Source organism: Reyranella humidisoli (assembly GCF_019039055.1).
Taxonomy (GTDB): domain Bacteria; phylum Pseudomonadota; class Alphaproteobacteria; order Reyranellales; family Reyranellaceae; genus Reyranella; species Reyranella humidisoli.
Genome location: NZ_JAHOPB010000003.1, coordinates 69,580 through 89,173 on the forward strand (window position 1 = coordinate 69,580; position 19,594 = coordinate 89,173).

The following is a 19,594-nucleotide window of genomic DNA, read 5'->3' on the forward strand; positions in this document are numbered from 1 at the left end:
AGAGTTATGATCGGCGTTATCGCGAAACTCACCATCAAGCCCGGCACCAATGCCGACTTCGAGGCGACCATGAAGGCCCTTCAGGCCAAGGTCCATGCCGACGAGCCGGGTAACAAGCTCTACGCACTGCACAAGACGGGCGACGTTAACGTCTATGTCATGCTGGAGCGCTACCAGGACCAGGCGGCGCTCGAAGCCCACCGGGCCGCGCCGCACTTCAAGGAACTCGGCCGCAAGCTCGGCGACTATCTCGCCGGCCGCCCCGATGTCCAGGTGATGGAAGAAGTCTGAACGACGAGCGGGTCGAGGTCAGCGCATGGAGGGTTTTACCCGTCGCCACACAAAACCCGGCACCGCGCCTGGCACGCTGGCCGGGCGTGCACCGGTGCCCGATGAAGCGCTCGACTTCACCCTGGTCGAATATACGCCGGACGAGATCGAGATTCTGCACGGGGTGGAGGTGGACCAGTGCCGCTTCCACCTCGGCACACCCGGTCATACGTGGATCGACGTGGGTGGACGGCCGAGTTCGGAAATGCTGCGCAGCCTCGGCATGGCCTTCAACCTCCATCCGCTGGCGCTGGAGGACGTGTTCCACGCCAACCAGCGCAGCAAGCTCGACCTCTACGAGGGGCAGGGCTTCATCGTCCTCAACGACCCGGTCTATGAGGACTGCACGCTGAAGGGCCGGCAGGTCAGCATCTTCTTCGGCGACAACTACGTCATTTCCTTCCATGACCTGAAGGCCGACATCTTCAAGCCGGTGCGCGACCGCATCCAGACGGCGGGCTCCCGGTTGCGCACCTTCGGCATCGACTATCTGGTCTATGCGCTGATCGATCTCGTGGTCGACCGCAAGTTCCCGCTGATCGAGGCCGTGTCGACCCACCTCGAGGAGCTGGAGGAGGAGGCGCTCGGCCATCCGACGAAGGACACGCTGGCCCATATCCACCAGGCGCGGCGCGCGCTGGTGTCGTTTCATCGCATCCAGTGGGCCGAGCGCGAGACGGTTCTGGCGGTGATGCGGCCCGACGTTCCGTTCATCATGCCGGAAACGCGCACGTACCTGCGCGACTGCTTCGATCACGCCGTGGCGGTTCTCGAATTGGTCGAGAGCTACCGCGAAATGGCGAACGGCCTGATGGAAGTCTATCTCATGGACTCGTCGAACCGGATGTCCGAGGTGATGAAGACCATGGCGATCATCACCGTGTTCTTCATGCCGCTGGGCTTCCTCGCCGGCATCTACGGCATGAACTTCGACCGTGACACCGGCAACATGCCCGAGCTGGGATGGAAATACGGCTACACGTTCTTCTGGGTGGCGGTCGTCGTCATCGTCAGCTCGATCTTCCTGTGGCTGAAACGCAAGCGCTGGATCTGAGGGCGCCATGACCTGTCGAATATACGGCTCGGAACTGTCGCCCTACTCGGTGAAAGTCCGGTCCTTCTTCCGCTACAAGAACATCGACCACGACTGGATCCCGCGCTCGCCCGCGGTGCAGGCGGAGTTCCAGAAGTATGCCAAGCTGCCTCTCGTCCCGCTGGTCGTGACGCCGGAAGGCGAGGGCATCCAGGATTCCACGCCCATCCTCGAACGCTTCGAGGCCTCGCATCCCGAGCCGTCCGTAATCCCCGACGATCCGGCGCTCGCCTTCGTCTCGGCGCTCCTCGAAGAGTATGGCGACGAGTGGGGCAACAAGTGGATGTTCCACTATCGCTGGCGCTACCAGCCGGACGTCTGGTCGACGGCGGAACGGATCGCCCTGCAGATGATGGGCGCGCAGGGCACTCTTGCCGTGGCGCAGGCGCGTGCGGCCGTCGCCGATCGCATGACTGGCCGGCTGGGCTTCGTCGGATCGAACCAGCAGACGGAGCCGGTCATCGAGGCCTCCTTCGCGAAGGCGCTGGGTCTGATCGAGGCGCATCTGGCGTCGCGCCCTTATCTATTAGGCGGCCGGCCGGCGATGGCTGACTTTGGCCTGTGGGCGCAGCTCTATGAAGCGGCCACCGACCCGACGCCCGGGGCGATCATGCGTGCTTCCGCCCCCAACGTGATGGGCTGGATCCAGCGCATGGTCGCACCTCGGGCCGAAGGCGGGTTCGAGCCGCTGGCGGCGCTCGCGCCAACGCTGACGCCGCTTCTCGCTCAGGAAGTCGGGGCGCTTTTCCTGCCCTGGTCGGCAGCCAACGCGGCCGCCATCGGGCATGGCCACAAGAGCTTCACGATCAGTCTCGGCGGAGCGGAGTGGACGCAGGAGCCGCAGAAATACCATGCGCGTTCGCTGGCCGAGATTCGCCGCAAGTTTGCGGCCGCGAAGGCAGCAATGGGTCTTGAGCCGCTGCTGGCAGCGACGGGTTGCCTGGTGGGCCTCGCCGGCTAACGCAGAGACGTCAGGATCAGCGTCAGGCCGGACAGGCAGAGCAGGGCGAGCAGGATGCGGCGGAACTGCGCATCGTTGATGCGGCCGTAGAGCGCCAGGCCGATGCGCGCCCCGATCAGCGTCGTCGGCACGGTGATGGCGGCCCAGATAAGGAACGTCCGGTCGAGAAAGCCTGCGATCACGGCCGAGACGAGGGCCAGGAACAACACGCTCATGTTGAAGGGCTGGTTGACGCCGCGCTGCTCGTCCTTGCCGAAGCCGCGCAGCTGCGCCCAGATCGCGGGGGCCGGGCCGCTGAGGCTCGCCATGCCGCCCAGCACGCCGCCGACCAGGCCCACGGCCGCGTCGGCCGCTCGACCGCCGCCCGTGATGACGGGCGGGCGTCGCACGATGGCCATCCAGGCGCTGTAGACAATCAGGAGGATGCCGACGCCGACCTTGAGCGGCTCCGGCTTCAAATGATGGAGAAGGAGTGTACCCATCGGCACGCCGACGATTCCGGCCGCCAGCATTGGCCAGAGACGCGACCAGCGCACGCCGCTCCAGATGCGGGGCAAGGACTGGATGTGGCCGGCGACGCCGCAGAGGGCGGTGAGGGGGGCGGCCGTGATGGGCGACATGGCCTGCAGCCAGAAGCCCAGCGCCACCAGCGCGTAGCCGGTGCCGCTCAATCCGTTGACGAAGCCCGCGGCCAGCGCCCCGGCGACGACGATCGCGATGTCGCCGGGGGGAGGCAGGGGCACGCCGCTCAGGCTCCGGTGCTGAACGCCTGCATGCCGGTGATGGCGCGGCCGAGGATCAGCGCATGGACGTCATGCGTGCCCTCGTAGGTGTTCACCGCCTCGAGGTTCATGGCGTGACGGATCACGTGATACTCGTCCGAAACGCCGTTGCCGCCATGCATGTCGCGGGCAACGCGGGCGATGTCGAGCGCCTTGCCGCAATTGTTGCGCTTGATCAGCGAGATCATCTCCGGCTGGGCGTGGCCCTTGTCCTTCAGTCGGCCGACCCGCACGCAGGCCTGGAGGCCGAGCGCGATCTCCGTCTGCATGTCGGCGAGCTTCTTCTGGATGAGCTGCGTCGCGGCCAGCGGCCGGCCGAACTGCTTGCGCTCCATCGTGTAGTTGCGCGCCTGCTTCCAGCAGAATTCGGCGGCACCCATGGCGCCCCAGGCGATGCCGTAGCGGGCGTTGTTGAGGCAGCCGAACGGCCCGCCGAGACCGGCAACATTGGGCATCATATTCTCGACCGGCACGAAGACGTCTTCGAGCATGATGGCGCCGGTCACCGAGGCGCGCAGGCTGAACTTGCCCTCGATCTTCGGCGTCTCGATGCCCTTCCAGGCGCGTTCGAGGATGAAGCCACGGATCGCCCCGCCGTCGAGCTTGGCCCAGATGACCAGCACATCGGCGATCGGCGAGTTGGTGATCCACATCTTGGAGCCGGAGAGCTTGAAGCCGCCGGGCACCGTCACGGCGCGGGTCTTCATGCCGCCGGGATCGGAGCCGTGGTCGGGCTCGGTGAGGCCGAAGCAGCCGACCCATTCGCCGGTGGCGAGCTTGGGCAGGTACTTCATGCGCTGCTCTTCGCTGCCATAGGCATAGATCGGATGCATGACCAGCGAGGACTGCACGCTCATCGCCGAGCGGTAGCCCGAATCGACGCGCTCGACTTCGCGGGCGACCAGCCCGTAGGTCGTGTAGTTGGCGCCGGCGCAGCCGTACTTCTCCGGCAGGGTCGAGCCCAGCAGGCCGAGCGCGCCGAACTCATTCATGATCTCGCGATCGAACCTCTCGTTGCGGTTTGCCAGCAGGACGCGCGGCATCAGCTTGTCCTGGCAATAGTCGCGCGCCACGTCGCGGATCGCGATCTCATCCTCGGTGAGCTGGTCGTCGAGGAAGAACGGGTCCTCCCAGTCGAAGGGCTTGGCATCGGCGGTGATGCCCTTGGCGGCGCTCTTGATCGGGGTGGCGGCGTTGGCCATGTCTGCTCCTGGCTATTTCGCCCGCGTCTTATCAGGCAGGGCGTGCCGCGCCAACGGGCTAAAGAGTCGTACCGGCGCCGGTTTTGCCTGTCAGTGCCCGGAAAAGCTCGAGGTTGAGCTTGCCGAAGGCCTCGGTGGCCCGCAGTTCCACGGTGCGCGGGCGCGGCAGGTCGATGCGGAGGTCTGCCGCCATGCGGCCCGGACGGGCCGACATGACGATCACGCGATCGGACAGGAAGACCGCCTCTGGAATGGAATGGGTGACGAAGAGCACGGTCTTGCGGGCCTCCCGGGCGAGGTCCTTCTCGCCCCAGATGCGCAGCAGCTCCAGGGCCATGTCGTCCCGCGTCATGGCGTCCAGGGCGCCGAACGGCTCGTCCATCAGCAGGAGCGGCGGGTCGAGGAGCAGGGCGCGGCAAAGGGCGGCGCGTTGCTGCATGCCGCCCGACAGTTCGCGCGGCAACTTGGGTCCGAAGCCGGCGAGGCCGGCCATCTCCAGGAGTTGCTCGGCGCGGGAACGAAACTTCGCCGGATCCTTGCCGGCGAGTTCGGCCGGCAGCAGCACGTTCTCCAGGATGGAGCGCCATTTCAGCAGAATCGGGGCCTGGAAGACCATGCCGATATCGGGGATCGGCTGGGTCACCGTCCGGCCCGCCACCGTGATCGTGCCGCGCGTGGCCGGCCGCAGCCCGGCCACGATCCGCAGCAGGGTCGACTTTCCGCAGCCACTCGGGCCGACCAGCGAGACGAACTCGCCGGCGCCAATGGACGCGGAAATACCGGCGAGGGCCTCTACCGGGCCGCTCGCCGCCTGATACGTCATGCCGACCTCGTGGAGGTCGATCAGTCCCTTGTTCACGCGACGCGACTGGCTGGATCAGTTCGGCATCGCGACCTTGGTGAAGAACTCGGTCGAGTAGACGTCCTTGCACTCGACCTTCTTCGGCAGGCCCATGTAGGCGTTCACCAGGTCGACCGAGTCGCACATCTTCTTCTCGTCGATCCAGCCGATGCCGTTCTTGGCGTAGCGATCGGTCTTCATCAGGCCGAGGCCGATCAGCATGTTCGGCGTCATCACCTCGACGTCCACCTCGGGCACGCGCTTCTTCAGGATCTCCATCGCGGCCTTCGGGTCGGCCATGACGTCCCGCCAGCCCATGTAGGAGGCCTCGAGGAAGTCCTTCAGGGCCTTCGGCTTGTCCTTCATCGTCTTGGCGCTGGCGATGATCGACATGGAATACATGTCGAAGCCGAAATCCGCCCACGGCATCATCACCACGTTGCCCTTGCCGGCGGCCTTCTCGTAGAGCGGCAGGCCGGTGCTGTAGTCACCGACGCCGTCGACGCGCTTCTCGGCGACGGCGGCGATCTTGGCGGCGGGCTCGATGTTCACCCACGCGACCTTGGACGGATCGATGCCGTTCAACTTGGCGAAGGCCGGGAACATCTGGCGCTGCGAATCGCCCGGAGGCGCCGCGAGCGTCTTGCCTTCCAGGTCCTTGGGCTTGGAGAGGGGCTTCTCCTTCAGGCTGAAGATGTTGAGCGGTGTCTTGTCGAACACCATGCCGACCGTCTTCACGGTCGTGCCGCGGCCGACCGAGGCGATGACGACGGCGGCGTCGGCGAGGCCGGCATCGGCGCGGCCGGTGTCGACCTTGGCGATCGAATCGCCCGAGCCCTTGGAGTTCTCCAGCGTCACGTCGAGGCCCTTGGCCTTGTAGTAGCCCTTGTCGAGCGCGACCCAGTAGGCGGCATGATCGCCGACCGCGAACCAGTTGAGTGCGAAGGTGAACTTCTCCTGCGCCGAGGCGGCGCCGGAGGTGGCCAGAAGCGCGGCCAATGCGAGCGATAGTGTGCGAGTCATAACGGTCTCCCTTTTCCCATCCCCGAACTCAGTCGACGCCCTCGGCCCACGGGGCCCAGAGATGCGCCAGCAATACGACGGCGCCGTAGAGCACGAGGCCCACGACGGAAATCCAGACCAGGGCCGCGAACGCCACGGAGGTGTTCATGCTGCTCTGCGTGGTGACGATGACGTAGCCCAGGCCGCGCTGGGAGGCGACGAACTCGCCGACGATCGCGCCCACTACGGCGGCGGTCGCCGTGATCTTCAGCGCGCTCAGGATGTAGGGGAGCGCGTTCGGAATGCGGATCTTGACGAAGATCTTCCATTTCGGCGCGTTGAAGACGCGGCCGAGGTCGAGCATGTCGGGCTCGACCTGGGACAGGCCGACGGCGGTGTTGATGACCACCGGGAAGAAGCCGATGAGCGCCCCCATCAGCATGTTGGGGAAGATGCCGTAGCCCATCCAGATCAGGAACAGCGGCGCGATCGCCACTTTGGGCAGCGTGTTCACGAATACGAGGAACGGCACGAGGGCGTTGGCGAGGATGGGCGACCAGGCTATGGCGACACCCAGGGCGACGCCGACCACGGCGGCCATCAGGAAGGCGCCGATGATCTCGAATGTCGTGGTCCAGAGATGTGGCCACCAGGCGGTGTCGCCGTGCCAGAGTGCATTCCAGACCGAGAGCGGCGCGGGCAGGAGATACTCGCGGATGTTGCCGAAGGTGACGGCGGCCTGCCAACTCGCGAGCAGGAAAGCGAACAGAGCGAGGGTCGGCCAGTATTGCCGACTGAGCGCACCCAGTTTCGTCATGCGCACGATGCGATGAACCTGTTCACCGCTTTCGTCCCGCTGATATCATGCAGCCCCATGCGATGAGACTGGCGAACGCGCATTTGCCCGTCAAGGCGAGGTTCGTCCGTGAAGCTTTCCCTCTGCAATGAAGTCATCCGCGACCTTCCGTTCGAGCGCCAGTGCGCCCTGGCGGCGGCGCTCGGCTACAAGGGTCTCGAAGTCGCGCCCTTCACCCTGGACGACGATGCATGGCGCATGCCGGCGGCGCGGCGCGCCGAGATCCGGCGGGCCTGCAGCGATGCGGGCCTCGTGGTGAGCGGCCTGCACTGGCTGCTGGCGGCGCCCGCCGGGCTGTCGATCGCGAGCGCCGACAGGGCCGTCTGGCAACGCAGTCTCGACGTGATGCTGGCGTCGGTCGATCTCTGCGCCGAGCTGGGTGGTGCCTACCTCGTCCACGGTTCGCCGGCCCAGCGCCGTGTGGCCCTGCCCGATGATGCGAAGCGGGTTGAGGAAGCCTGGACCGCCGCCGCGGCTTCCTCGGAGAAGGCGGGCGTCGTCTATTGCCTGGAGCCGCTGGCCCGGCCGGAGTGCAACTTTGTGAACACCCTGGCGGAAGCTGAAGCCGTCGTCCGACGGATTGGAAGCCCGGCCTTCCGGTTGATGGTCGACACGCTGGCGTCGAGCCTGGAAGAGAAGGAGCCGGTCGCTGACGTCATCCGTCGCTGGATGCCGACCGGGCTGATGGCCCATGTCCAGTTCAACGACCGCAACAAGCGCGGGCCGGGCGAGGGCGCCGACAGGTTCGCGCCCGTCGTCCAGGCCTTGCGCGACACCGGCTATGAGGGCTGGGTCGCCATGGAGCCTTTCGTTTACGAGCCCGACGGCCCGACCTGCGCGGCGCGCATGATCGGCTACGTGCAGGGCCTGCTGGAGCAAAACCCATGAAAGTGAAGGTTGAGGCGGTCGACCGCTTCGAGCGAGACCACCGCCTGCGCCTGCCGTTCCGTTTCGGCGTCATCACGGTGACACAGGGCATCCAGGCGATCATTCGTGTGCAGATCGTGCTGGAGGACGGTCGCAAGAGCGAAGGCGTGGCCGCCGAGGCGCTGGGCGCCAAGTGGTTCGAGAAGAGTCCGGACTTCTCCGATGCGCAGAATCTCGACCAGCTCCGTCAGGCGCTGCAACTCGCCATCGACCACTACGTGGCGCGCGGCTTCGATACGCCGTTCGGCCTCTACGCCGGCAGCTATCGCCAGCAGATCGCGCGTGGTGCCGAGCTCGGCCTCAATCCATTGGTCGCTTCATACGGTCCGGCACTGCTCGACCGCGCGATCATCGATGCTGTAGGCAAAGCGACGGGGCAGTCCTTCGCGCAGATGATCGCGGCCAACGTGCCGGGGATCGCCGCGACGGACCTGACGCCGGACGTGGAGGCGGCGCATCTGGCGGGTTTCCTCGCGGGCTTGAAGCCGCGATCCTCGATCGATCTTCGCCATACGGTGGGCCTGGTCGATCCGCTGACGACGGCGGAGAGGCCGGCGTCGGAACGCGTGAACGACGGCTTGCCGGAGACGCTGGAGGAGGTCGTCTCCCATTATCGCGGGCGGTATTACAAGCTGAAGGTCGGCGGCGACATCAAGGCCGATCTCGACCGGCTGACACGCATCGCCTCGGTGCTGGATGCGGCAGCGGGCGACTACAAGGTCACGTTCGACGGCAACGAGCAGTACGATGATGTCGACGGCATCGTCGAACTGTGGCGCAAGGTCGAGGAGACACCGGCGCTGGCGAGGATGGTGAAGGCGACACTGTTCATCGAGCAGCCGATCAAGCGCCAGGCGGCGCTCAGCAGGCCGGTCACGGCACTGGCCAAGTATCGCCCGGTCATCATCGACGAGTCCGACGGCGAGTTGTCGACGTTCCCCGAAGCGCTCAAGCTCGGCTATGCCGGCGTTTCGAGCAAGAACTGCAAGGGGTTCTACAAGTCGATCCTGAACGCCGCGCGCGTCGCGAAGCTCGGTCCCGGTTACTTCATGTCGGCCGAGGACCTGACGACGCAGCCCGGCGTGAGTGTCCAGCAGGATCTCGCGCTGGTCTCGCTGCTGGGCCTCACCCATGTCGAGCGCAACGCCCATCATTTCATCGACGGCATGTCTTCGGCGTCCGATGCCGAGCAGAACGCCTTCGTGACTGCGCATCCCGATCTCTACGAGCGGCAACCGGGCAAGCCGGCGCGGCTCAAGGTCAACAACGGGGCCCTGGCGCTGGGTTCGCTGGGCTGCCCGGGCTTCGCCGTCGGCGTCGATCTCGACTTCGCAGCGCTTCGGTCGATGCCCGCCGCACCGCGCGAGCGGCTGACGCCGGCCCACCCTGGAGGCAAGAAATGAGCGCCAATCTTCCCGCGCGTTTCGAAAGCGTCGAGGCCGTCGAGAACTTCATGACTGCCCCGTCGGCCGAGCTGGTCGCCGACCTGGCCGCGACGCCGGGCGACATTCTCGTGCTGGGTGTCGGCGGCAAGATGGGACCGACCCTGGCGCGCATGGCCAAGCGCGCGGCACCAACCAAGCGCATCATGGGCGTGGCACGCTTCAGCGAGCCCGGCGTGAAGGAAGCGCTGGAGAAAGCCGGCGTCGAGCCGATCGCGGCCGACCTGCTGGACCGTGCGGCGCTGGAGAGCCTGCCAACGGCGGCCAGTGTCGTGTTCATGGCCGGGCGCAAGTTCGGCGCGACGGGCGACGTGCCGCTCACCTGGGCGATGAACGTGCAGGTCCCGGCGATGGTCGCCGAGATCTTCAAGGAATCGCGCATCGTCGCCTTCTCGACGGGCTGCGTTTACCCGTTCGTGCCGGTCGACAGCGGCGGCGCCACGGAAGAGGTGCCGCCAGTTCCGCCCTCAGGCGACTACGCCAACTCCTGCGTCGGGCGCGAGCGCATGTTCGAGTATTTCTCGGCACGCCACGGCACGCCGGGCCGGCTGTTCCGCCTGAACTATGCGATCGACATGCGCTACGGCGTCCTGCACGACGTCGGGCGCAAGGTGCGTGACGGCGAGCCGATCGACCTGTCGATGGGCCATGTGAACGTCATCTGGCAGGGCGATGCCAACTCCGTCGCGTTGCGCTGCCTCGCACGCGCCACGACACCCACCACGCCGATCAACGTCACGGGCCTGGAGACCATCGAGATCCGCCGGCTGGCGGCCGAATTCGGCAAGCTGCTGGGCAGGACGCCGACGCTCACCGGCAGGGAAGCGCCGACCGGCTGGCTGAACAACGCCAGGAAAATGGAGAAGGAGTTCGGGCCGCCGAGCGTGCCGCTCTCGAAGATGATCGAGTGGACGACCGACTGGCTGCAGCGCGACATGGCCACGCTGAACAAGCCCACGCACTACGAGGTGCGCGATGGCAAGTACTGAGCCGCTCGACGTCCGGCCGATCGACCCCGAGCAGGGCGACGCGGTGTGGCCTCTGTCGATCGAGGCGGGCTGGAACCAGAACGTCGCCGACTGGCGCTTCATGCTGGGGGCCGGCCGCGGCTTCGGCTGCACCGCGCCTGACGGGACGTGGCAGGCCAGCTCGCTGATCCTGCCGCTCGGCCAGAAGCTCGCCTGGATAAGCATGGTGCTGGTGACGAAGGACCGGCGCCGTGGTGGTGTTGGCACAGGCCTGCTGAAGCGCTGCATCGAGGAAGTGCGCGCGGCCGATGCCGTCGCGGGCCTCGATGCGACGGAGCAGGGACGACCGATCTATCTGCCGCTGGGATTTCGTGACCTCTACCCGATTGCCCGCTGGCATTTCGACGGGGCGAAAGGTGGCGCGGTTGCGCCGCCGGCCGGCGTCACGATCCGGCCGGTCACGCCGGCCGACCTGCCGCGGCTCGCCATCTACGACCGGCCGCTGACCGGCATGGAGCGGCCGTCGATCCTGATGCACCTTGCGCTGCGCCAGCCCGGCCGCGCCTGGCTGGCGGAAGATGTGGGCGGCAAGATCGTGGGCTTCGTGTTGGGCCGTGAAGGCCGGGTGGCAACATCGCTTGGGCCGGTGGTCGCCGATCGCGAGGCGATCGCGCTCGCGCTGATCTCGCAGGCGGCAGCCGCCGCGCCGGGTCCGTTCATCATCGATGTGCCGGAGGCGCACGAGGCGGTACGAGGCTGGCTTCTGGAGCAGGGGGCGACCTCGCCGCGGGGCTACATGCGCATGACCCTGGGGACGGCGAAGGGGCTGGACGATCCCTCGCATGTCTTTGCCCTCGCAGGCCCGGAACTGGGCTAGGATACCAGCATGAGCACCGACAAGGCCCTTCACTGGCGTGATCTTCCGGCGCCGGTCCTGTCCCTGCTGCGGCAGGGCACCGTCATCCCGGCGCATCCGCTTGCGCTCGATACCGAACGGAACTTCGACGAGCAGTCCCAGCGCGCGCTGAGCCGCTACTACCTCGATGCCGGCTCGGGCGGTCTCGCTGTCGGGGTCCACTCCACGCAGTTCGCCATCCGCGAGGTTGGGCTCTACCGCCCGGTTCTCGAACTCGCCATCGGAACGGCGCGCGACTGGACGGACCGGCCGCTGGTCATGATCGCGGGCGCGGTCGGCAAGACGGCTCAGGCCGTCGAGGAAGCGCGCACGGCGCGGTCGCTCGGCTATCATGCCGTGCTGCTGGCGCTGGCGGCGCTGAAGGGTGCCAGCGAGGACGAGCTGATCGAGCATTGCTCTACGGTCGCGAAGGAGATGCCGCTGATCGGTTTCTACCTGCAGACGGCGGTGGGCGGGATCAAGCTGTCGCGCGAATTCTGGACGCGCTTCGCTTCCATAGACAATGTCGTGGCGATCAAGGTGGCGCCGTTCAACCGCTATCGCACGCTCGATGTCTGCTTCGGCATCGCCGCCGCGCATGCCGAGGATCGCATCACTCTCTACACCGGTAACGACGATCACATCGTGGCCGATCTCGTGACGCCGATGGTGGTTCGCACCGGCAATCGCGAGGTGACCCTGCGGTTCCAGGGCGGACTGCTCGGCCACTGGAGCGTCTGGACGCGCGGCGCGGTGAACATGCTGGAACGGCTCAAGCTCTCGGTCTCGAACGGCGCAGTCCCGCCGGAAGTGTTGGCGCTGGATTCGTTCGTGACCGACTGCAATAGCGTAGTGTTCGACGTCGACCATGATTTCGCGGGCTGTATTCCGGGCTGTCACGAGATCCTGCGGCGACAGGGGCTGCTCAAATCGGTCGAGTGTCTCGATCCGCACGAGAAGCTGAGCCCCGGCCAGAGCGAGGGCATTGACCGGCTCTATGCGACCTATCCCGAACTGCACGACGACGCCTTCGTGGCGGCGAACCTAGAGCGCTGGCGGAACTGAACCATTGGAAGATCTGTTTGCGACGCACGATGCCCTTGCCGTCGCGGAACTCGTCCGCAGCCGGAAGATCGGGACGCGTGAAGTTCTCGATGCGAGCCTCGTGCGGCTGCGCCAGGTCAACGGGCAACTGAACGCGATCACCGACTTCTACGAGGGCGATCTGCTCGGGAAGTCGGTCGCGGCGGCGGGCGAGGGGCCGTTCCTCGGCATTCCCTTCGTGGTTAAGCAGCTCATGGCCGATTGCGCCGGCACGCCGACCACGGTCGGTTCGCGCTTCTTCGCCAAGGAGCCGGTCGCGGCAAACGACAGCGCTGCCGTCGCACGCATGCGCCGCGCCGGTCTGGTGATCGTGGGACGCAGCAACACCAGCGAGTTCGGGCTCGCGCCGACGACCGAGCCCGCGTTCGGCGGCGCGACGGTCAACCCATGGCGTGCCGACCTGTCGCCGGGCGGCTCTTCCGGCGGCTCGGCGGCCGTCGTGGCCGCGCGGGCACTGCCCTTGGCGCATGCGACCGACGGCGGCGGCTCGATCCGCATTCCGGCCTCCCTGTGCGGCCTGTTCGGCCTGAAGCCCTCACGCGGCCGCATCAGCCTGGCGCCGATCGGCGAGACGCTGGCCGGGGCGGGTGCGCAACTATGCGTATCGATCTCGGTCCGTGACAGTGCGGCGTTGCTCGACGCGCTGGCAGGCGGTGAGCCGGGCGATCCGTACCGCGCGCCAGAGACCGAAGGCACGTTCCTCGATGCGACCCGGCGGGCGCCGGCCAAGCTCCGCGTCGCCTTCCTGCGCAAGCCCGTGGGCTGGGAGTCGATGGACCCGGTGTTGATAGCCGCCGTCGAACGCACGGCGAAGCGGCTGGAAGCGCTCGGTCATCTCGTCGAGGAGGCCGCGCCGGACTACGACGCCGAAGCAACGGGCAAGGCCTTCGGCACGGTGATGTGCGCCAATACCTTCACCAACATCCAGGTCCGCGCCAACGGTCGCGTGCCGGGGCCGGACGATCTCGAGCCGGTGACGCGGCTCTACGCGGAGCAAGGCGCCAGGATCGGCGCGCACGATTACATCCGTGCCGTGCAGACCTTCCATCGCACGGGCCGACAGCTCGGCGCCTTCTTCGAGAGGTTCGACATCCTCCTGTCGCCGACCATCGCCCGCACGTCGCTGCCGCTCGGCACGGTGCGCATGGATGGCACACTGGAGAAGTACGAGCAGGGGCTGGCGCCGATGGTGGCGTTCACCGCCGTGTGCAACGCCACCGGAGTCCCAGCCATGTCGGTGCCGCTCGAATGGACCGAAGACGGTCTGCCCATCGGCATGCATTTCGTCGCTCGCTATGGTGCCGAAGCGACCCTGTTCTCACTGGCTGCCCAGCTCGAACGGGCGCATCCGTGGCGGGATCGGCGGCCTTCCGGAGGGAAGTGATATGACGGGCAATTTCTGGCGCATGGTGGTCGCGGGTTTCATCGCCGGCGCATTGAGCGTGCTGGTGTTCCATCAGCTCGGCTTCCACTTCGCCGCCGAGCTGGGTTACGGCCGCTCCAATCTCTACAGCATGCGGCCGGTGCCGCCGTGGGGCGTGCCGACCATCGTCTCACAAGTCTTCTGGGGCGGCCTGTGGGGTATCCTCGGCGCCTTCGTCGTCACGCGTCTGCCGGGCGTCCTGAACGGCGCGCTGGGCTGGATCCTGTTCGCGGCCGCGCTGGTGCTGGCGGTGAACTGGTTCGTCGTGCTGCCGCTCAAGGGCGCTCCCGTGGGCGGCGGCTGGCGCCTGCCGGGCGTCGTCGTGGTGCCGATCGTCTATGCGCTCTGGGGCTTCGGCATGTGGCTGTTCTATGTGCTCGCGCGAAAACTGATGAAGTAGGGTGGAGACGGGGCAATGAAGATCGTCGACGCGCAGGTCCATATCTGGGGGCCGAACACGCCGGAGCGGCCGTGGCCGGCCCGCGCCGAACCGCACCGGGAGCCGCTGGGCAAGGACGAGCTGCTGGCCGAGATGGACAAGGCCGGCGTCGACGGCGTGATCATCGTGCCGCCGTCGTGGGAAGGCGACCGCAACGACCTCGCCAACGAGGCGGCGAAGGCGCATCCGACCCGGTTCGCGACCATGGGACGGTTCGATCCGGAGGCACCGGGCGCGACCGGCCAGCTCGCCGACTGGAAGAAGCAACCAGGCATGCTGGGCGTGCGCTTCACCTTCCACACCGAGGTACTGCGCCAGCCGCTGCTCGACGGCCGATTCGACTGGGTGTGGGGCGAACTGGAGAAGCACGGCATCCCGGCGATGGTGCTGTTCCACCACGAATACATGCATCTCGCCGACAAGGTCGCGGAGCGCTATCCCGGCCTGCGACTCGTGCTCGACCATCTCGGGCTGAAGAGCGGCAAGGGCTTCACCGAGACCACTAACTTCGCGACGCTGGACAACGTGCTGGCGCTTGCCAGGCGGCCCAACGTGGCGGCCAAAGTCTCTGCCATGCCCTGCTACGCCGACGACAAGACCTATCCGTTCAAGTCGGTGCATCCGCAGATCCAGCGCGTGTTCGATGCCTTTGGCCCCAAGCGCACCTTCTGGGGAACGGACCTGTCGCGGCTGCCCGGCAGCTACCGCCAGGGCGTGACCATGTTCACGGAAGAGATGCCCTGGCTGAAGGGCGACGACCTGGAAGGCGTGATGGGCCGCGGCATCTGCGAATGGCTGGGCTGGAAGCTCTGACCGTCGGTCAGAGCTTGCGTAGCACCGTCTGCGAGCCGCCGCCCCAGATCGGGAGATAGGCCATCTTGTAGCCGGCGCCGCCGGTCACGATCGGATGGATCGCCTCGGGCGAGGCGGCGACGTCGCCACCCTTGTCGAACAGATAGTGCTGGATGCGCTTGAGGTCCCAGCCGTCGTGGCGGGCGATCTTCTCCGCGAGTTCCAGCGGCAGCAGGACGACCTGCTCGCCACGATCCTTCTTGCGGCTCTGGCCCGACATCACGATCTCGGCGCGCATGCCGGCGACGATCGGGTCGAGGATCGCTTGGGGCGTGGCGCCTTCGCCGTCGCCCGGCAGCACCTCGGCCGTGCCGGATATACCCATCACCGTGACTGCGCTGGCATCCCGGCCGAGTCCGTGGCGCTCGGTGAAGGACGGGAAGGGGCCTTCGTCGCGCTCGGCGAAGCACAGGGTAAACTTGGCCGGCTGGCCCATCGTCGCCATGTCGCCCGTGTCCGAGCGGGCGCCGCCGATGTTGCGCAAGGACAACTGCAGGGCGCGGCCGATGCAGGCATTGGCGCGTGTACCGGGGCCGATGGCGTTGGTCAGAGCGTTGACGCCGAGCGTGCGGGCGATCGGGCCGTGGACGCACAGCGCCACCGCCGCGCTGCCGGTGGTCGTGGCGATGCCGAGAAGGTTGAAGTCCGGTTCGAGGATCGCGGTCGCGGCCGCCAGCACGACCGGCAACTCGGCCGGAACGCAGCCCGCGATCACGCATTGATAGGCGACGCTGTCCGGCGTGATGTCGCCGAACATCGGCGGCATCATGCCCAGCGATTCCGAACGGCCGCCGACGCCGGCGACCATGGCCTCAAGACGCCGCCGGGTCGGCGGCACCAGGGGGAGGCCGTCGGAAAGTTCGGCCTCCGTCAGGATGCGTTGTGCATCTTCCCAGTTCGTCCCGTCGGAGACGATGGGCCAGCCGCACCACTCGTCCATCAGGCGATGCGCGTGCAGGCGACGGTGGTGCCGCCGAAAGACGGGATAAAGGCCGAGTGCTTGCCCGGGCCGCCCGCCACGGTGATGTGGATATCCTTCGGGTCGCGGCCGATCGTCAGCCAGTCGCCGTCCGGCTTGTGACCCGTGGTCTCGTAGGTCACGAGGTTTTCCTTCGAGACGCGCGAGAGATGGACGCGCGAACGCTTCCACAGCTCCTCGCGGATGCTGTCGATCGTGAAGCCGTCCCGCTTGAGCGTCGCGGCATGCTCGGGACCGATGATGACGAACATCGGGCCCTTGCCGTAGATCGTATTGGAGCCCGGGTTGGACATGCCGCCGGCGAACGTGGTCAGCAGGCCGTCGCCGGTGGTCGAGCCGTGATCGTTGAGGTTATGCGGGCCTTCGCCCGACATCACCGTCACGACCGAGTCCGTGGGCGCGAAGCCGCGCTGCACGTGATAGGGCGTCCAGGGATTCTCTTCCTCGTTCTCGCCGAAGCAGAAGGTGAACTTGGCGGGATTGCCCTGGGTCGAGCGGTCCATCTCGCCCGGCTTGGCGCCGGCGACGTTCAGCAGCATCAGGCCGAGCGCGCGGCCGATCGTGGCATTGGCCTGGCGGCCTTGTCCGAAGCAGTTGGTGCCGCAGTTGATGTTGAGCTCGTGCCGGATCGGGCCGCTCACCATGACCATCGGCGCGCAGGAGTGCGTCGTGGCCAGCGTACCGTGCAGATTGTATTCCGGGTCGAGCACGCCGCGCAGGGCGGCGGTCACGACCGGGAAGTATTCCGGCTTGCAGCCCGCCATCACGGCGTTGGCGGCGAGCGCCTGGACCGTCGGGACGATCTGGCGCGGCGGCACCGGCGCATAGGGCCGGTTGTCGCCGCGAACGGTCTCGACGAACTTCGCGACCTTGGCCTCGGTGGGGACGAAGAGCGGCATGCCGTCGCTCCAGCCCTGTTCCGTGGCATACTCGTTGAAGGCTTCGACATCCATCTCTCCGATGTCGATCACTTCCTGTTCGGCGATGTCCTTCATTTCGTCGTCGCCTCGGTCAGTCCCTTGGTCGCTGCTTCGATGCGCTCCCGCAACTCTTCGGCGTTCAGGCCGCCGACGGGATGCTTCACCACGATCAGTCGCGCTTCGACCTTGCGGGCTTTCGCCTGGGCAAGGACCAGCGGCTTGAAGGTCTCAGTGGCGATCACGAAAGAGGTGACGCCGAGCTTCTCGAGTTCGAGGCTGTCGTGGAAACTCCACGATGAACAGCTTCCTCAATCCCCTAAGGCTAGCAAGGCACCCTTGTAGTTCTTCGCGACCTTTTCGATCAGTTCCTTCGGCGCCGGCTGGCTGGCGCTGTTCTTGGCGTGGAAGTGGATGTTGTCCACCGAACGGTGCGCACCGAGCATGGCGCGGACGCCTTCCAGCAGCTCACGGGCATTCGGCTTCGAGTTGGAGATCAGCGCTATGGCGTCGGTCGCCCAGTTGATGGGCTGCAACGTCACCTTGGCGGGGCCGGCGGCGGCCATGCCGAAGCTCGGATTGAAGATGCGCATTCTAATTTTCCTCCACGCTACTTGTTCAGCGCCGCGACCGCCGATTGGGCGGCCCTTTGGCCGTCGGCGATGGCGTTGGCCAGATATTCCTTCGAGCCGGACCTGACGTCGCCGGCGGCAAACACCAGCGGCAGGCCGGTCCGGCCTTCTTCGTCGACAACGATATGCCCGGTGGCGTCGCGTGCAAGCGAATCCGGCAGGAATTCCGCAGCGGGAGACCGGCCGACGTAAACAAAAACGGCATTCGTCGGAATTCTGTTTCGCTGGCCGTCATTCTCGATCGTGACGGCCTCGAGGCCGTTGCTGCCTTCTACGGCGACGATCCGGCCCGGCTGGGAGGTCACGCCTTCGGGAACGTCGCCGTCGGGCACGCCGAGCATGGTGACTTCGCCGGCAATGCCGACGAGCGCCTTCGCCTCGTACGGGGCCCATCCGGTGGCGCCGGCAATGATGACCGGCTGTCCGGCGTAGAGGGGGCCGTCGCAGTTCGCGCAGTGGGAAAGGCCGCGACCTTCGTATTCTTCCTCGTTCGGCAACCCGAGCTTGCCCTTGTTCAGGCCCGTCGCGACGACCAGCGCGCGGGCGGTGTGGCGCTCGCCATCGGTCGTCTCGATCTCGAAGGGGCCCTGGCCGGCAATCGACGAGACTTCGCCGAAGCCGATCTCGACACCCGCGACCACCGCATCGTCGGTCAGGCGCGACGCCATCTGCGCGCCGTCGAAGATCTCGTCGAAATCCTGGAGTTCGCCGAGGTTCATGATCTCACCGCCCGGCGCGAGCTTGTCGAGGCAAAGTACCTTGAGGCCGGCACGGGCGATGTCGGTGGCGGCGGTCAGTCCGGCAGGACCGGCGCCGATGACGATGACGTCGTATGAGGGGGGTTCCATGTGACCTTTAATCGGCACTTGGGCCCCCGAGTTCAAGTGGCTTTTGGGCCGCCCCGAGGGTATCCGGCCGGGCGCAGCTCTTCCAGCCGTGCCTCTGGTCCGTGATTTGCAGGCTTCTCATCTTGAGCTTGCCAGTTCCCGAGAAAGCATCGTAGGTCGCAGGGGCAGGGAGACAGAAACAGGGCATGGCGTATTTCACGCAACAGCTGATCAACGCAATCACGCTGGGCGCCATCTACGGGCTCATCGCCATCGGCTACACGATGGTCTACGGCATCATCGGCATGATCAACTTCGCGCACGGCGAGGTCTTCATGATCGGTGCCTTCATCTCCCTGATCGGCTTCATCATCTGCGGCAGCCTGGGCATCAGCTCGGCGCCCATCGCCATCGTCCTGGTGCTGCTGTTGGCGATGTCTTTCTCGGCCGTTTACGGATGGGCGATAGAACGAACGGCCTACAGACCCTTGCGGGGCTCGTTCCGGCTGGCCCCGCTGATCTCCGCCATCGGCGTTTCGATTGCCCTCCAGAATTACGTCCAGCTTGCCCAGGGCGCGCGGCCGAAACCGGGCGGACAGATCGTCTCCGGCGGCTTCAACCTCTTCACAGTCGACGGCTTCGACGTCCGCGTGACGTGGCTACAGATCATCATCGTGCTGGTGACGGTCGTGCTGATGGCGGGCTTTACCTGGGTGATCGCCCGGACATCGCTCGGCCGCCAGCAACGGGCCTGCGAGCAGGACATGAAGATGGCTTCGCTGCTGGGCGTGAACGTCGATCGCACGATCTCGCTCACCTTCGTGCTGGGCGCGGCACTGGCCGCGGTCGCCGGCATGCTGTTCCTGATGTACTACGGCGTCGTCGATTTCTTCATCGGCTTCCTGGCGGGCATCAAGGCCTTCACGGCGGCGGTTCTGGGCGGCATCGGTTCGCTGCCGGGCGCGATGCTGGGCGGGTTGCTGATCGGCCTGATCGAGGTCTTCTGGGCCGGCTACTTCTCCAGCGAGTACAAGGACGTCGCGGCCTTCGCGATCCTCGTGCTGGTGCTGATCTTCCGGCCGAGCGGCCTGCTCGGCAAACCGGAGATCGAGAAGGTCTGAG

21 protein-coding genes are annotated in these 19,594 nt (G+C 66.5%); 12 read left to right on the forward strand and 9 right to left on the reverse strand.

Features of this window, described 5'->3' with window-relative positions:
* Positions 1-6 precede the first annotated feature (6 nt).
* From KQ910_RS23765 to KQ910_RS23775, 3 genes are read left to right on the forward strand one after another with little or no spacing between them, the layout of a single operon-like run.
* On the forward strand, positions 7-291 hold the full coding sequence (locus tag KQ910_RS23765) for a putative quinol monooxygenase (protein WP_068190006.1): 285 nt from the start codon (positions 7-9) through the stop codon (positions 289-291).
* Positions 292-316: 25 nt separating this feature from the next.
* Positions 317-1,384, forward strand: a complete 1,068-nt coding sequence (gene corA / locus KQ910_RS23770) for a magnesium/cobalt transporter CorA (RefSeq protein WP_216965999.1) — start codon at positions 317-319, stop codon at positions 1,382-1,384.
* Positions 1,385-1,391: 7 nt separating this feature from the next.
* A complete protein-coding gene (locus tag KQ910_RS23775) occupies positions 1,392-2,384 on the forward strand; it encodes a glutathione S-transferase family protein (protein WP_216966002.1) in 993 nt (330 codons plus the stop codon).
* Here the strand turns inward: KQ910_RS23775 and KQ910_RS23780 are convergent.
* Genes KQ910_RS23780 through KQ910_RS23800 form a run of 5 tightly spaced genes read right to left on the reverse strand, consistent with a single transcriptional unit; the run spans position 2,381 to position 7,028 of the window.
* Entirely contained in the window at positions 2,381-3,127 is a 747-nt protein-coding gene (locus KQ910_RS23780; RefSeq protein WP_216966004.1) for a sulfite exporter TauE/SafE family protein, read from the reverse strand. The genes KQ910_RS23775 and KQ910_RS23780 overlap by 4 nt on opposite strands.
* A gap of 5 nt (positions 3,128-3,132) precedes the next feature.
* On the reverse strand, positions 3,133-4,368 hold the full coding sequence (locus KQ910_RS23785; RefSeq protein ID WP_216966006.1) for an acyl-CoA dehydrogenase: 1,236 nt from the start codon (positions 4,366-4,368) through the stop codon (positions 3,133-3,135).
* A gap of 58 nt (positions 4,369-4,426) precedes the next feature.
* Entirely contained in the window at positions 4,427-5,227 is an 801-nt protein-coding gene (locus tag KQ910_RS23790; protein WP_369408437.1) for an ABC transporter ATP-binding protein, read from the reverse strand.
* Between the two features lie 18 nt (positions 5,228-5,245).
* Complete coding sequence (locus tag KQ910_RS23795) at positions 5,246-6,232, reverse strand: ABC transporter substrate-binding protein (RefSeq protein ID WP_216966008.1); 987 nt, start codon at positions 6,230-6,232, stop codon at positions 5,246-5,248.
* Between the two features lie 28 nt (positions 6,233-6,260).
* Entirely contained in the window at positions 6,261-7,028 is a 768-nt protein-coding gene (locus KQ910_RS23800) for an ABC transporter permease (protein WP_216966011.1), read from the reverse strand.
* 108 nt (positions 7,029-7,136) lie between these two features.
* Between KQ910_RS23800 and KQ910_RS23805 the strand changes: the two genes are divergently transcribed.
* Genes KQ910_RS23805 through KQ910_RS23840 form a run of 8 tightly spaced genes read left to right on the forward strand, consistent with a single transcriptional unit; the run spans position 7,137 to position 15,078 of the window.
* Entirely contained in the window at positions 7,137-7,955 is an 819-nt protein-coding gene (locus tag KQ910_RS23805; protein WP_216966013.1) for a sugar phosphate isomerase/epimerase family protein, read from the forward strand.
* Positions 7,952-9,397, forward strand: coding sequence for an enolase-like domain-containing protein (locus tag KQ910_RS23810; protein WP_229600954.1), 1,446 nt, complete (start codon positions 7,952-7,954; stop codon positions 9,395-9,397). Before KQ910_RS23805 ends, KQ910_RS23810 begins: the two co-directional genes overlap by 4 nt.
* Positions 9,394-10,425 carry an NAD-dependent epimerase/dehydratase family protein gene (locus tag KQ910_RS23815; protein WP_216966015.1) on the forward strand — a complete coding sequence of 344 codons (1,032 nt, stop codon included), beginning with the start codon at positions 9,394-9,396 and terminating at the stop codon, positions 10,423-10,425. Before KQ910_RS23810 ends, KQ910_RS23815 begins: the two co-directional genes overlap by 4 nt.
* Positions 10,412-11,281, forward strand: coding sequence for a GNAT family N-acetyltransferase (locus KQ910_RS23820; protein WP_216966017.1), 870 nt, complete (start codon positions 10,412-10,414; stop codon positions 11,279-11,281). The genes KQ910_RS23815 and KQ910_RS23820 overlap by 14 nt, the downstream gene beginning before the upstream one ends.
* A gap of 9 nt (positions 11,282-11,290) precedes the next feature.
* Complete coding sequence (locus KQ910_RS23825) at positions 11,291-12,364, forward strand: dihydrodipicolinate synthase family protein (protein WP_216966019.1); 1,074 nt, start codon at positions 11,291-11,293, stop codon at positions 12,362-12,364.
* Positions 12,365-12,368: 4 nt separating this feature from the next.
* The gene (locus KQ910_RS23830; RefSeq protein ID WP_216966021.1) at positions 12,369-13,787 is read left to right on the forward strand and encodes an amidase; all 1,419 of its coding nucleotides are present in this window, start codon (positions 12,369-12,371) and stop codon (positions 13,785-13,787) included.
* Between the two features lies 1 nt (position 13,788).
* A complete protein-coding gene (locus KQ910_RS23835) occupies positions 13,789-14,226 on the forward strand; it encodes a hypothetical protein (RefSeq protein ID WP_216966023.1) in 438 nt (145 codons plus the stop codon).
* A gap of 15 nt (positions 14,227-14,241) precedes the next feature.
* Positions 14,242-15,078: an amidohydrolase family protein gene (locus KQ910_RS23840; protein WP_216966025.1), complete on the forward strand. Its 837-nt coding sequence runs from the start codon at positions 14,242-14,244 to the stop codon at positions 15,076-15,078.
* 7 nt (positions 15,079-15,085) lie between these two features.
* On the opposite strand, the gene KQ910_RS23845 is transcribed toward KQ910_RS23840, so the two are convergent.
* Genes KQ910_RS23845 through KQ910_RS23865 form a run of 4 tightly spaced genes read right to left on the reverse strand, consistent with a single transcriptional unit; the run spans position 15,086 to position 18,493 of the window.
* Complete coding sequence (locus KQ910_RS23845) at positions 15,086-16,057, reverse strand: hypothetical protein (RefSeq protein WP_216966027.1); 972 nt, start codon at positions 16,055-16,057, stop codon at positions 15,086-15,088.
* On the reverse strand, positions 16,057-17,091 hold the full coding sequence (locus KQ910_RS23850) for a hypothetical protein (protein ID WP_216966029.1): 1,035 nt from the start codon (positions 17,089-17,091) through the stop codon (positions 16,057-16,059). The genes KQ910_RS23845 and KQ910_RS23850 overlap by 1 nt, the downstream gene beginning before the upstream one ends.
* Positions 17,088-17,606, reverse strand: coding sequence for a UGSC family (seleno)protein (locus KQ910_RS27365; RefSeq protein WP_439653337.1), 519 nt, complete (start codon positions 17,604-17,606; stop codon positions 17,088-17,090). The genes KQ910_RS23850 and KQ910_RS27365 overlap by 4 nt, the downstream gene beginning before the upstream one ends.
* A 17-nt stretch (positions 17,607-17,623) precedes the next feature.
* Positions 17,624-18,493, reverse strand: coding sequence for an NAD(P)/FAD-dependent oxidoreductase (locus KQ910_RS23865; RefSeq protein ID WP_216966035.1), 870 nt, complete (start codon positions 18,491-18,493; stop codon positions 17,624-17,626).
* Between the two features lie 185 nt (positions 18,494-18,678).
* Between KQ910_RS23865 and KQ910_RS23870 the strand changes: the two genes are divergently transcribed.
* A complete protein-coding gene (locus tag KQ910_RS23870; RefSeq protein ID WP_216966037.1) occupies positions 18,679-19,593 on the forward strand; it encodes an ABC transporter permease subunit in 915 nt (304 codons plus the stop codon).
* The last annotated feature ends 1 nt before the right edge of the window (position 19,594 follow it).